The sequence below is a fragment of the Paenibacillus terricola genome, assembly GCF_014779765.1.
Lineage (GTDB): Bacteria > Bacillota > Bacilli > Paenibacillales > Paenibacillaceae > Paenibacillus_T > Paenibacillus_T terricola.
The window spans coordinates 151,640-166,299 of the sequence record NZ_JACXZA010000005.1 but is presented as its reverse complement, the minus strand read 5'-3'; the positions used below and the strand labels follow the sequence as shown (position 1 = coordinate 166,299).

The window sequence follows — 14,660 nt, the reverse complement described above, 5'->3', positions numbered from 1 at the left end:
GTAGGTATCACCACTATTTGGGGTTCGATTCCCCAATCGCCTGAAGAGCGATTCTGGTAGAACACTCGACTTTCAATCGAGCACAAACTTATAGTCAAGACCTTAGGATAGAATCCCTGGCGGCTAGTTAAGCGCACTGCGGCAAGGCTTAGCAATCCGTGGATACCGATAGCGCGGATAGTCCGGTATTTCGCTTGGACGGAAGAGTAAGAAGGAAGCCTGAAGGCAGGTCACCCTCTTATTTGGATGTCCATGCATACGACTGGTCCATCGCCTATCTCAAACGTGATTCCGTCAGAACTGCAGCGGGATTCTAATCCATTGGTCGAACAACTAAGGGGGTTAATGAAGATGTTCAAGAAAATAACGATTCAAGCTGACGAGCGCGGTTTGCTCTTCGATAAAGGTAGTTATGTGAGGAAGCTGATGCCGGGCACTTATCGCTTGTCGTCATGGTCTCAATCCAACGTTGCGGTGTTGAATATTGCTAAACCGTTCGTTGTCGAGGGCAAAGATTTGCAGCTATTCCTGCATGATGATGACCTTGTGCGAGAGCTCCATATTGTACGCGTGCAAGACCACGAATACGTCCTGCATTACGAGGATGGACAATTCCGGCAGCTGCTGAAGTCTGGTACATATGCTTTCTGGAACATGTTCAAGAAACATACCTTCTTGCATGCGGACACTAGGCAGCCGGAATTGCCTGCTGAGGTAGATCGTTCCGTTGTAGCTAAGTTGTCCGTCTATGTACAGCCATTTGAAATTGCGAGCTATGAATCCGGATTTTTGTTCTACGATCATGTCTTGCAGCGCGAGCTGTCTCCCGGCAAGTATTATTTCTGGAAAAGTCCGGTGTCGGTTATGGTGAGGACCATTGATCTCAGACAACAACAGATGGATCTGATCGGACAAGAAATGATGACAGAGGACAAAGTAACGCTGCGAATAAACTTCGTATGCCAATATAAGATCGTAAACCCATTGCGTGCATTGGAACTGAAGTCCTTCGACGAGCAGATCCACATCCAGCTCCAGCTGCTTCTTCGGGAATACGTCGGAACGCTCAAGCTGGACGATCTCTTGAAACGGAAACAGGATGCTGCTTCGTTCGTACTATCTCGGTTGCGTGAACAAGAAGAAGCGTTCGGCGTTCAATTCCTGAGTGCGGGGGTTAAGGATGTCGTATTGCCGGGAGACATGAAAGATATCCTGAACACCGTCCTCCTCGCGGAGAAGAAGGCGCAGGCCAATCTAATCACTCGTCGGGAGGAAACGGCTTCGACCCGAAGCCTGCTTAATACAGCCAAGCTGATGGACGAGAATGAGACGTTGTTCCGACTGAAGGAGCTGGAATTCCTCGAGAAAATATGCGAGAAAATCGGTTCCATCTCTTTGACGGGCGGTGGCGATCTGTTGGAACGGTTGAACTCGTTGGTGGGTGAGAAAAGGGGATCGGTCAATTGATATAGGGTTCCCGAGTGATCGATACCTGGATAGACAATTGTATTGATCAAACTATATCTAACATAGAGAGGGGCGAGCCTAAGCGGGCTGCGCCCCCTTTTATTGTGTATCGTCAGGTTATTCCAAATTGCAAAAGAGGTTTGTGATTAGGTGCTCAAACATGCTATAAGTGTAGAAGAAACATGAACAGGATTGCTTTTATCATTACGGGATAATGAGTTGTACGGATATCCATAGAGAGGTTTTAGATATGACGAATAATTTTTGGCGTGATTTGCCGCGGCCTTTTTTTGTACTGGCGCCTATGGAAGATGTGACGGATGTTGTTTTCCGCCATGTCGTGAGCGAAGCGGCAAGACCGGATGTTTTCTTTACGGAGTTTGCGAACACAGAGAGCTACTGCCACCCGGAGGGGAACAAAAGCGTGCGCGGCCGTTTGACTTTTACAGAGGATGAGCAGCCTATCGTCGCACACATATGGGGAGATAAGCCGGAATACTTCCGTCAGATGAGCATCGGCATGGCGGAACAAGGATTTAAAGGGATAGATATCAATATGGGTTGTCCTGTATCGAATGTAGCGGAGAACGGGAAAGGAAGCGGTCTGATCTGTCGTCCCGAAGTTGCAGCTGATATCATTCAAGCAGCCAAAGCCGGAGGACTGCCCGTAAGTGTAAAAACAAGGCTTGGTTTCAGTGCCGTTGACGAATGGCGCGATTGGCTGACGCACATCTTGAAACAAGATATTGTTAATCTATCCATTCATCTGCGGACAAGAGAGGAAATGAGTAAAGTAGACGCTCATTGGGAGCTGATCCCGGAGATCAAGAAGCTTCGTGACGAGGTGGCGCCGGATACGCTATTGACCATCAACGGAGATATTCCTGACCGTCAGATCGGCTTGAAACTAGCAGAGCAATACGGCGTGGATGGCATTATGATCGGGCGTGGCATTTTTCATAACCCCTATGCCTTCGAGAAGGAGCCGAGGGATCATAGCAGCGAGGAGCTGCTTAACCTTCTGCGGTTGCATCTGGATCTCCACGATCAATATTCGGCATTGGAGCCACGTCCGTACAAGCCCATTCCTCGTTTCTTCAAAGTATATGTACGTGGATTTAAAGGGGCAAGCGAATTAAGAAATAACTTAATGAATACCAAGTCGACTAGCGAAGCGCGTGAATTGCTCGACGAATTTGAAAGCAAGCAGCATGATGGGGTAGAGGAACAGTAAAGTGAATTAGAGGAGGCATCCTCTGGAAACGAGAAGGCGCGTCTCGAATGAGATGCGCCTTCTTTATGTACTCTATAATTTGCAGGGACTCAATTATTGACGACATCGTCGGCCTTTAGATTATCAGTGATCGGGTCAATAAGTGCCCAATACCGGGAGGAATCTTAATTAGACCCTAGCAACATTCAACTACTAGAATTTATCTTCATATTGCACAAGAAGCTTAAGATTTGTAGTCCAACAGGGACTGGCTTTGCTTCAGCTCTTCTTTATAGATTTTGAACCAATCCGGATGATTAGGAATTTGTTTGGCGAACCTCAGCAAGATGGACATGCCATCCTCCGCATTCACTTTCATGGCTTCATGAAAGTGATTGTAGGTTTCAGGCTCAAACCGCTTCATGATATCTTCCATCTTGATAATCGTCCGGCGCTCCGTTTGGCTTGCTCGGCAGACTGTCATACTTGTAAGCCTCATGATCGGTAACCGCATCAGCGGCCAGACTCCTTGCTTCGGAACTGATCTGCAATAGGTCGATCACAGGCCGATTTACTTCCAATTGTCCCTGTTGTAGTTGTGGCTGGCCATCTCGGCTGGCTCTATGGTTGTCAATCTGCTGATAAAGATTCGGATTGGATTCAGAAACTTTCATATTAGCACCCCATTTGTTCTCTTTTTTATCTTTATCGGAAATTTGTTCCAAATTGTTACATTCTTCTTGTGAAAAAAAACGGGAGGGTTCTTGCACATTTTGTCGAATATACCATTCGTCAAAATCATTGACCAGCCAGTTCCGGTTATCCCCGAACGGCTGACCACAACACGATAAGAGTTGATTGCATTGTTGAAGAGAACGCTAATCGTCTGCTTGCTTGGCTTAATCGCATTCTCGCTAATTCCATTGTCGATGATGATGAATCGCGATAAGCAAGCTAGTGACCTGCGAGTACAGAATGGGGTCATGGATCTATCCTCGTGGAATTATGAGCGGGATTCGATCATCAAGCTCGACGGCGACTGGGAGTTTTATTGGAATAAGCTGCTGACACCTGAGGATCTACGCGATAACGCGCCTGGGAACACCGCCTATATGAAGGTGCCCTCTCAATGGGACAGCAAGATGGTTGACGGCCAATCCTTGCCATCCTACGGTTATGCGACGTACCGGATGGTGCTCCGGAATGTGCCTCTCAGCGGTGTATTTGCTTTAAAGAAAAGCAATATACGGTTCTCGAGCGCGATCTTCGTAAACGGACAGAAGCTGCTCGAAGACGGGAAACCGTCCGAGGATGCGGCGAAGTATCGACCGGGCAACACGCCGCAGTTCGGACTTGTGTCGCTGGATCGAGGGGATGCGGAGATCCTTGTCCAGGTTGCGAACTATGATTACATAAGCGCGGGTATTCCGATCTCACTCCGATTCGGCGAGCAGGCCGCGATGATCAAGTACGAGGAGCAGAACAAGACGCGCGAATTCGGCGTTATTGCGATTCTTGGCGCTTTGGCGCTGATCTATTTGATTTGTTTCACGGCGGCGGCGATTTACCGCAACGTCGACTATTCGCTGCTTATCTTCGCGTTCATCTGTGCGCTCTATGCCGTCTATCATGGCTTGATCGACGAACGGACCCTCATGATGTTTATGCCGGACGCTACCTTTGAAACGATGTACAGGGCGAAGGATATCGTGTCGATGATCACGATGATTCTGCTTGCTACGTTCTTCTATAAGTTTCAAAAAAACATGATTTCTCTAAAGCTGCTGCGAGTCATATCGATTGTGTTAGGCGTCTTCGCGGTGGTGATCGTATTGGCTCCCCTCCGTATGTATACGGACCTGCAAGCCTATGTCATTGCGATGTATGAAGTGATGCTGCTGTGGATGCTGTGGAAATCGGCCATCTTCTTCATCCGGAGCGAGCCTCACAGCCGACTCCGAGCGCTGCTGCTGTTCATGGCGATTATCTCCTTCAATCTGTATTCGCTCGATATCATCATGTTTGCTCTATCCTTGAAGGAGAATCTCTGGATCGCGCAGTTCTATATCGTCGTATTCAACGTCGTCGTCATCTTCCTGATCGTTCTTCGTTTCTTCGAGAACTATCATACGATCGATGCGATGAAGAACCAGCTGCTGCAAGCCGATAAAATCAAAGACGATTTTCTATCCAATACGTCTCACGAATTGAAGACGCCGCTCAATGCCATTGTTGGCATTACCGATACGCTGCTGAGAGGAATCGAGGGACCGGTCACGGAGAGACAAGCGCAGAACCTGGCTATTATTCTGGGGAGCGGAAGAAGACTTGCCAATCTGGTCAACGAATTACTCGATTATTCCAAAATGAAGCATGGCGATATCGTGCTGCTCAAAAGTAATGTCGATCTAAAAGCGACTGTCGATTCGGTCATGCGCATTCATTCGTTCCTGCTTGGTGGCAAGCCGATTGCGCTGGTGAACGGCATTACGCAAGACTTTCCCGCCGTGCAAGCGGATGGCAACCGATTGATTCAAATTTTTCACAATCTGATTGGGAACGCGATTAAGTTTACCGACCGAGGCGAGGTGGCTGTGAACGCTAGGCTGGTCGGCGATTCGGTGGAGATCTTGGTTAGCGATACGGGGATTGGGATCGAGGCGTCCATGCGGGAGCGCATATTCAATGCTTTCGAGCAGGTGGACCCTTCGGAGACGAGAAACTATGAAGGAACGGGGCTTGGCCTAAGCATTACGAAGAAGCTGGTGGAGCTGCATGGAGGAACGATCGGGCTGGAGTCCAGTCTCGGTCAGGGCACTGTATTCACGCTTACGCTTCCGCACTCGTCTTCCTTCTTAGAAGTCGCCGCGGGGCGGCAGGAAGAGGAAGTGGCAAAAGAAGCTTACCCGAATGCAGCGGTTCCGAAATCCGACTATCCTGTCTATATTCAGGGCAGGACCAACGAACGGATTCTCGTTGTGGACGACGATTCCGCCAACCTGCAAGCGATGATTAACCTGCTTCGTCTAGAGGGGTATTCCATCGTGACGGTCAATCGAGGAGCAATGGCGCTGAATGAGCTTACACGGACGCCGGACTTTTCCCTTGTAATTCTAGACATTATGATGCCTGACATGTCGGGGTATGAGGTGCTTCAGACGATCAGAGAACGTTTCACTTCATTCGAGCTTCCCGTATTAATGCTGACGGCGCGTAACATGGCATACGACATAAGGTTTGCGCTCGAGATCGGGGCTAACGACTTTGTCGGCAAACCGTTCGAAGCGGAGGAATTGACGGCACGTGTCCGAAGCTTGACCCGATTGAAGACTTCCGTGCGCAACGCCGCGAATGCGGAGATCGCTTTTCTTCGTTCGCAGATCAATCCTCATTTCTTATACAATGCGTTGAATGTGATCGCTGAATTGTGCATTGTCGAGCCGCTGAAAGCGGAAGAATTGACGCTGAATCTCTCGGGCTATCTAAGAAACAGCTTCGATTTCAAACAATTAAGCTCGTTATCGACGCTTCGCAGCGAGATCGAGCTCGTGGAAGCATACGTATATATCGAACGGGCGCGCTTCGGAAATCGACTTGAGGTCGAATATGAGGTGGAGGCGGATCTGGATATCCAGATTCCTCCGCTTATCTTGCAGCCATTGGTGGAGAATGCAATCAGGCATGGCCTGCTGTCTACTTTTGACCGGGGGAATGTACTAATATCGGTGAAGAAGGAAGCGGCGGGCGGGACGCGATTCATTGTGGCGGATAATGGAAGCGGGATGAGCGAGCGTAGAAGGTTAGAAGTGCTTAATCTGGACGCCGATTCGCATGCGGACCACAGAGGAGTTGGATTGTGGAATATCGGTAGAAGGCTGAAGCATCTATACAATACGGGCATTCAGGTAGAAAGCACAGAAGGGGCAGGGACGACGGTGTCTTTCGTCATTCCGGCACATCCGGCCGAGCGGCCAGGAGGTTAGAACGATGTTAACGGCATCGATTGCGATTATTATGTGCTGGAGAGATTGCTGAAACAAATGCGATCGGTTCCGGAGCAAGCCGACAAGCTGCTCACTGGTCAGCAAACAGACCTGCTAGCTCCAAAAGCCAACATGACGAGAGCCGAGATCGCATTGGTGATCCGCAGGCTGCTGCTGCAATCGGGCTTTATCGATTAGGCTGTTTATAACAAGATATACAGAAACCGTTCCTTGGTAAATGGAAGCGAGACTTGCCATTTTCCAAATGAACGGTTTTTTTGTTTATTGTACATCCAATATTTCATAGAGGGCTTTGGATGAGGGAAGTCATAGCCGATAGAAAGAGTAGAGAGACTTTTGTACTGGTTATCGGGTATTGGCAGCTTCAATTTTGTGGAGGCGTACATCTTTAGTAGGACTACAAATCCTGCGGATTCGAACTATGATGTCTTGAAGAGTCGTGGCCTGGCGTCTAGCACAGTTCAAGTCTTTATTATTGGCATGCAAGTATTTAATAGAGGATATGAGGTGAACAGCTTGACCAGAAGGTTATCCATTGTATTGGTATTTGCAATTATTTTTTCTTGTCTGCAGTTGTCCTGGAGCGTCCCGCGCGTCCAGGCCAGCGGCGATGTGATCAAGCCTGCCAACAAAGATGTCTTTGTTGACACTTTCGGAACGTATTCATCAGGCTTGCCAGCCAACAGTTTATTTCCAGGAGCGGCAAATGTCAACGTCAACATTGTTGGACCTGACTTTGACGCTCTCGACCAGAAAACGGCGATTAATTTTGACCAGCTTAATACGGGCTTGCCGCCTTCCATCTCCAAGGTGGTATTAAGGGTATACATTCCTTATGTTTATGCCAACAGCAGTCCGTATGATATTCGCGCTTCGCTTACGGCGTCCGACAACACGGGGTGGCTTGAGAATCTGGGGGGTAATTTCAACAATTTTCCTGACTCTAACGGTGACAGCCGGCTCAGCAGCCTGCAAAACATTCTGGTGGCCAGCAACACAGGGGTGCCCAATACGACGAATATCGATACGACGTCGCCAGGTTGCACGCCAATCCCGAATACGCTGCTCGGATGTTTAAACTTTGACGTCACCTCTTACGTGACCAACAAAGTTTCCCTTGGGGCAACAGACCTTACCTTTATGCTGACCGGGCGTTTAGGCACAAGTAATACGGCCTATTTTACCGTGTATCCCAACGAAAATTCCACTTATAAACCGGTACTGATTTTTAGTGGAGTGGACACGACGCCTCCCGTGGTTACTGGGGTAACGGAGGGCGGGTTGTATAATACCAACCGCACCATTACCTTTGACGAGGGGACAGCGACGCTGAATGGTTCTGCGTTTGCTAACGGTGGGACCGTCAGCGTGGAAGGTGGCTACACGTTGATTGTTACGGATGCGGCTAATAATGTGACGACGGTGCATTTTACGATCGACACGACGCCGCCGACCATCTCGGGTGTAATGAATGGCATCAGCTACAACACCAACCGTACGATAACGATAAGTGACGGCATCGCGATGCTGGACGGCTCAGCCTTCATCAGCGGCAGCACAGTCAGCGTAGAGGGCATGCATACGGTGATTGCGATAGACGCGGCGGGCAATACGAGAACGATCAGCTTTATTATCGATAAAACAGCTCCGATCGTCAGCGGCATAACGAACGGCGGTGTGTATAGCGTTAATAGAACTATTGTTTTCAATGAGGGCACGGCGACGCTGAACGGCTCAGCTATTATCAGTGGCAGCACAGTCAGCGCGGAAGGCACGCACACCCTGATCGTAACTGATTCGGCTGGCAATACAACAAGCGTCATCTTCACGGTTGACAAAACGCCGCCAACCGTTACGGGTGTGACGAACGGCGCAAGCTATAACACGAACCGAACGATTACGCTAAGCGATGGCACCGCGACAATGAACGGCGCTGTATTCGCCAGCGGCAGCACGGTTAGCGCTGAGGGCTCGTACGTAATGGTCGCGACGGATGCAGCGGGCAATACGAGAACGATCGCTTTTATAATCGACAAAACGGCTCCGATCGTCATTGGCGTAACGAATGGCGGTCTATATAATACCAACCTCGCAATCATTTTTAATGAAGGTTCTGCGACACTCGACGGTGCTGCCTTCACAAGCGGCAGCATCGTAAGCGCAGAAGGGGCGCATACGATGGTCGTGACAGACGCGGCTGGCAATACGACCACCGTCAGCTTTACGATCGACAAAACAGCCCCGACGGTTACAGGTGTGACGGACGGCGCTAGTTATAACACCGATCGCACGATTACGCTGAGCGATGGCACGGCGACACTGGACGGCGCTGTATTCACCAGCGGCAGCAAGGTTAGTGCAGAGGGTTTGCACACGCTAGTCGCGACGGATGCAGTCGGCAATACGAGAACGATCGATTTCACCATTGATAAAACGGCCCCAGTCGTCATTGGCGTAACGAACGGCGGTTTGTATAAAGTCGACCAAACGATTACGTTCAATGAGGGTACGGCGACGCTGGACGGCTCAGCCTTTACAAGCGGCAGTATCGTAAGCGCTGAAGGCATGCACACGTTGGTCGTAACGGACGCGGCTGGCAACTCGACGACCGTCAGCTTCACGATCGACAAAACGCCGACAACCTATGTCGTCACGTACGGGGCCGGATCGCATGGCACGCTGAACGGCGGCACAAGCGAGACGGTCGCTGAAGGCAGCAGTCCAGTAGCGGTGCCGATGGCGACAGCGAACAGCGGCTACACGTTCGCAGGCTGGAGCAGCGACGGAGGAACGACGCTGCTGACGAATGCGCAGGTTGAAGCGACGACAGTGAATGCACCGATTACGTACACGGCGTACTATACGCAGATTACGCACGTCGTCACGTATGTGGCTGGCGCGCATGGCACGCTGAGCGGCGGGGCGAATGAGACGGTTGCTGAAGGTGATAGCCCGACATCGGTACCAACTGTGACGCCGAACAGTGGTTACACGTTCGCGGGCTGGAGCAGCGACGGAGGTACGACGCTGCTGACGAATGCGCAGGTTGAAGCGACGACAGTGAATGCACCGATTACGTACACGGCGTACTATACGCAGATTAAGCATGTTGTTACGTACGCAGCTGGATCGCATGGTACGCTGAGCGGCGGGGCGAGCGAGACGGTAGCTGAAGGTAGCAGTCCAGTTGCGGTACCAACGGTGACGGTAAACAGCGGCTACACGTTCGCGGGCTGGAGCAGCGACGGAGGCACGACGCTGCTGACGAATGCGCAGGTTGAAGCGACGACAGTGAATGCACCGATTACGTACACGGCGTACTATACGCAGATTACGCACGTCGTCACGTATGTGGCTGGCGCGCATGGCACGCTGAGCGGTGGGACGAGCGAGACAGTTGCCGAAGGCGATAGCCCGGCATCGGTGCCGATGGTGACGCCGAACAGTGGTTACACGTTCGCGGGCTGGAGCAGCGATGGAGGCACGACGCTGCTGATGAATGCGCAAGTTGAAGCAACGACGGCGAACGCACCGATTACGTACACGGCGTACTACACGCAGATTACGCATGTGGTGACATACGCAGCTGGATCGCATGGCACGCTGAGCGGCGGCACGAGTGAGACAGTAGCTGAAGGCGATAGCCCGGCATCGGTGCCGACGGTGACAGCGAACAGCGGCTATACATTCGCAGGATGGAGCAGCGACGGAGGCACGACGCTGCTTTCGAATGCCCAAGTTGAAGCGACAACGGTAAATGCAGCAATAACGTACACGGCGTACTATACGCAGATCACGCATGTTGTCACGTACGCAGCTGGATCGCAAGGCACGCTTAGCGGCGGCACAAGCGAGACGGTTGCTGAAGGCAGTAAACCAGCATCGGTGCCGACAGTAACGGCGAATAGCGGTTACACGTTCGCAGGCTGGAGCAGCGACGGAGGCACGACGCTGCTGACGAATGCGCAAGTTGAAGCAACAACGGTGAATACGGCAATTACGTACACGGCGTACTATACGCAGATCACGCACGTCGTCACTTACGTGGCTGGCGCGTACGGCACGTTGAGCGGTGGGGCGAGCGAGACGGTTGCCGAAGGCAGTAAACCAGCATCGGTGCCGACAGTAACGGCGAATAGCGGTTACACGTTCGCAGGCTGGAGCAGCGACGGAGGCACGACGCTGCTGACGAATGCGCAAGTTGAAGCAACAACGGTGAATACGGCAATTACGTACACGGCGTACTATACGCAGATCACGCATGTCGTTACGTATGCGGCTGGTACACACGGTACATTGAGTGGCGGCACGAGCGAGACGGTTGCCGAAGGCGATAGCCCGGCATCGGTGCCGACGGTGACGCCGAACAGTGGTTACACGTTCGCGGGCTGGAGCAGCGACGGAGGCACGACGCTGCTGACGAATGCGCAAGTTGAAGTGACGACGGTGAATGCGGCAATAACGTACACGGCGTACTATACGCAGATTACGCATGTCGTTACGTATGCGGCTGGTACACACGGCACATTGAGTGGCGGCACGAGCGAGACGGTTGCTGAGGGCAGCAGTCCACTAGCGGTGCCGACGGTGGCGCCGAACAGTGGTTACACGTTCGCGGGCTGGAGCAGCGACGGAGGCACGACGCTGCTGACGAAGGCGCAGGTAGAAGCGACGACGGTGAATGCAGCAATAACCTATACAGCGTACTACACGCAGATTACGCATGTCGTTACGTATGCGGCGGGATCACACGGTACGCTGAGCGGTGGCACAAGCGAGACGGTGGCGGAAGGCGATAGCCCGGCATCGGTGCCAACGGTGACAGCGAACAGCGGTTACACGTTCGCAGGCTGGAGCAGCGACGGAGGCACGACGCTGCTTTCGAATGCGCAAGTTGAAGCAACGATGGTGAACGCAGCAACAACGTATACGGCGTACTATATACAGATTACACATGTCGTCACATATGCGGTCGGATCGCACGGCACGCTTAGCGGGGGCGCAAGCAACGAGATAGTTGCCGAGGGCGATAGCCCGGCATCGGTACCAATGGTGACAGCAAACAGCGGCTACTCGTTCGCAGGCTGGAGCAGCGACGGAGGCACAACGCTGTTGACACAGGCGCAAGTTGAAGCGACGACGGTGAATGCGGCAATTACTTACACAGCGTACTATACGCAGATTACGCATGTCGTTACGTATGCGGCTGGATCGCATGGCACGTTAAGCGGCGGTACAAGCGAGACGGTAGCTGAAGGCAGCAGTCCAGTTTCGGTGCCAACGGTGACAGCGAACAGCGGCTATACGTTCGCGGGTTGGAGCAGCGACGGAGGCGCGACGCTGCTGACGAATGCGCAAGTTGAAGCGACGACGGTGAATGCGGCAATAACGTACACGGTGTACTACACGCAAATCACGCATGTCGTCACGTATGCGGCGGGATCGCATGGCACGCTTAGCGGCGGCACTAGTGAGACGGTAGCTGAAGACGATAGCCCGGCATCGGTACCAACGGTGACAGCAAACGGCGGCTACACGTTCGCAGGCTGGAGCAGCGACGGAGGTACGACGCTGCTGACGAATGCGCAAGTTGAAGCAACAACGGTAAATGCACCGATTACGTATACGGCGTACTATACGCAGATTACGCACGTCGTCACATACGATGCCGGATCGCATGGCACGTTAAGCGGCGGTACAAGCGAGACGGTAGCTGAAGGCAGCAGTCCAGTTTCGGTGCCAACGGTGACAGCGAACAGCGGCTATACGTTCGCGGGTTGGAGCAGCGACGGAGGCGCGACGCTGCTGACGAATGCGCAAGTTGAAGCGACGACGGTGAATGCGGCAATAACGTACACGGTGTACTACACGCAAATCACGCATGTCGTCACGTATGCGGCTGGATCGCATGGCACGCTTAGCGGCGGCACTAGTGAGACGGTAGCTGAAGGCGATAGCCCGGCATCGGTACCAACGGTGACAGCAAACGGCGGCTACACGTTCGCAGGCTGGAGCAGCGACGGAGGTACGACGCTGCTGACGAATGCGCAAGTTGAAGCAACAACGGTAAATGCACCGATTACGTATACGGCGTACTATACGCAGATTACGCACGTCGTCACATACGATGCCGGATCTCATGGCGCGTTGAGTGGCGGGACGAGCGAGACGGTAGCAGAAGGTAGCAGTGCAGTAGCGGTGCCTACGGTAACAGCGAATAGCGGTTACACGTTCGCAGGTTGGAGCAGCGACGGAGGTGCGACGCTACTTTCGAATGCGCAAGTTGAGGCAACGACGGTGAACGCAGCAATAACGTACACGGCGTACTACTCACAAATCAAACATGTCGTCACATACGCAGCAGGATCGCACGGTACGCTGAACGGCGGCACAAGCGAGACAGTGGCCGAAGGCAATAGCCCGGCATCGGTGCCAACGGTGACGGCAAACAGCGGCTATACGTTCGCAGGCTGGAGCAGCGACGGAGGCACGACGCTGTTGACGAAGGCGCAAGTTGAAGCGACGACGGTGAGCGCAGTGATTACGTACACGGCGTACTATACAGCCATTGCGCCAAGCGGCGGAGACTCTTCCACATCCACAGGGCCAACCACGACTGAAGTAAATGTGCTCGTTAACGGTAAGCCGGAAAACATCGCTACGCTGACGACCAAACAGGTGAACGGGCAATCCGTTACGACATTTGTCATCGATCCGAAGAAGCTGGAGAATCGGCTATCTACTGCAGGGCAAGGAGTTGTCATTACGATTCCGGCTACGCTTCAGTCTGACGTTGTAATCGGTGAGTTAACTGGCGATATCATCCGAGGTCTTGAACAGAAGCAAGCAGTCATCGAAGTCGTAACGGCGAAGGGAACTTATACGCTGCCGGCGGGGCAGATCAACATGAACGCTATATCGGAACAGATCGGTAAGGGCGTTGCTCTATCTGATATCAAAATCCTGATTTCGATCGGTTCGCCAACAGCGAGTATGGCGGAAGTGGTCGAGAATGCCGCGGCAAGAGATACGTTTAGTCTTGTTGCGCCACCAATCGATTTCAAGGTCCAAGCAGTATATAACAATACTACGATCGAAGTAACCAACTTCTCGGCTTATGTAGAGCGTACGATTGCTATTCCGGAAAGCACGAACCCGAATGAGATAACGACCGGCGTTGTAATCGAGCCCGATGGAACAGTACGTCACGTACCGACGAAGATCGTCTTAGTAGATGGTCGGTATTATGCGAAGATAAACAGCTTGACGAACAGCACGTACGCGTTAGTCTCGCATCCAGTTGAATTCAAGGACATTGCTGGTCATTGGGCTCAAAAGGCTGTAAACGATATGGGTTCGCGGATGATCATCAGCGGCATTGGCGGCGATCTGTTCAATCCGAACCAGAATATCACGCGCGCCGAGTTTGCGGCGATTCTGGTACGGGCGCTCGGACTGAAGCCGACCAATGGAGTCTCGCCATTCTCCGATGTCAAAGGCACGGAATGGTATGCCGACGCTGTTCAAACCGCGTTTTCGTACAAGCTGATTGACGGCTTCAACGATGGAAGCTTCCGTCCATCGGACAGCATTACGAGGGAGCAGGCCATTGCTATCCTTGCGAAGGCGATGGAGATCACAGGCTTGAAAGCGAAGCTTCCTGCTGTGCAAGCAAACGAGGTGTTACGTCCATTCACAGATGCGGGCAGCGTATCGAAGTGGGCGCAAGCCGGAATGGCCGCATGCTTGCAAGCAGGAATTATTAGCGGCAGAACGGCAACGCAGCTTGCTCCGAAAGCATCTATATCGAGAGCGGAAGTAGCTGTGATCGTGCAGAAGCTGCTGCAACAATCCGAGTTGATATAAATACTGCCAGTAAGATGGGCCGTCCCAATTCGGGATGGCCCTCTTGCATTTTCAAGAGCAGCATCTTGATGGTACTGCTGAGTGTCGATGGACCTCATATAGATGCTCCC

7 protein-coding genes are annotated in these 14,660 nt (G+C 52.3%); 5 read left to right on the top strand and 2 right to left on the bottom strand.

Annotated features, from left to right (window positions below):
• Positions 1-351: 351 nt before the first annotated feature.
• A complete protein-coding gene (locus H8B09_RS19720) occupies positions 352-1,467 on the top strand; it encodes a slipin family protein (RefSeq protein ID WP_191205296.1) in 1,116 nt (371 codons plus the stop codon).
• A gap of 250 nt (positions 1,468-1,717) precedes the next feature.
• Positions 1,718-2,701 carry a tRNA dihydrouridine synthase gene (locus H8B09_RS19715; RefSeq protein WP_191205295.1) on the top strand — a complete coding sequence of 328 codons (984 nt, stop codon included), beginning with the start codon at positions 1,718-1,720 and terminating at the stop codon, positions 2,699-2,701.
• A gap of 223 nt (positions 2,702-2,924) precedes the next feature.
• On the opposite strand, the gene H8B09_RS19710 is transcribed toward H8B09_RS19715, so the two are convergent.
• Together H8B09_RS19710 and H8B09_RS19705 are read right to left on the bottom strand one after the other, a co-directional pair.
• On the bottom strand, positions 2,925-3,104 hold the full coding sequence (locus H8B09_RS19710; protein ID WP_191205294.1) for a hypothetical protein: 180 nt from the start codon (positions 3,102-3,104) through the stop codon (positions 2,925-2,927).
• A complete protein-coding gene (locus tag H8B09_RS19705; RefSeq protein WP_191205293.1) occupies positions 3,091-3,405 on the bottom strand; it encodes a hypothetical protein in 315 nt (104 codons plus the stop codon). The genes H8B09_RS19710 and H8B09_RS19705 overlap by 14 nt, the downstream gene beginning before the upstream one ends.
• Positions 3,406-3,543: 138 nt before the next feature.
• Between H8B09_RS19705 and H8B09_RS19700 the strand changes: the two genes are divergently transcribed.
• The 3 genes from H8B09_RS19700 to H8B09_RS19690 all read left to right on the top strand — a co-directional run bounded on the left by H8B09_RS19700 (position 3,544) and on the right by H8B09_RS19690 (position 14,550).
• Complete coding sequence (locus H8B09_RS19700) at positions 3,544-6,663, top strand: ATP-binding protein (protein WP_191205292.1); 3,120 nt, start codon at positions 3,544-3,546, stop codon at positions 6,661-6,663.
• 45 nt (positions 6,664-6,708) lie between these two features.
• Positions 6,709-6,861: a hypothetical protein gene (locus H8B09_RS19695; RefSeq protein WP_224753792.1), complete on the top strand. Its 153-nt coding sequence runs from the start codon at positions 6,709-6,711 to the stop codon at positions 6,859-6,861.
• Between the two features lie 339 nt (positions 6,862-7,200).
• On the top strand, positions 7,201-14,550 hold the full coding sequence (locus tag H8B09_RS19690) for an InlB B-repeat-containing protein (protein WP_191205290.1): 7,350 nt from the start codon (positions 7,201-7,203) through the stop codon (positions 14,548-14,550).
• The last annotated feature ends 110 nt before the right edge of the window (positions 14,551-14,660 follow it).

Coding starts and splice junctions, on each gene's coding strand:
- H8B09_RS19710 (WP_191205294.1), bottom strand. CDS start 3,104: ATGAAGCGGTTTGAGCCTGAAACCTACAATCACTTTCATGAAGCCATG.
- H8B09_RS19720 (WP_191205296.1), top strand. CDS start 352: ATGTTCAAGAAAATAACGATTCAAGCTGACGAGCGCGGTTTGCTCTTC.
- H8B09_RS19715 (WP_191205295.1), top strand. CDS start 1,718: ATGACGAATAATTTTTGGCGTGATTTGCCGCGGCCTTTTTTTGTACTG.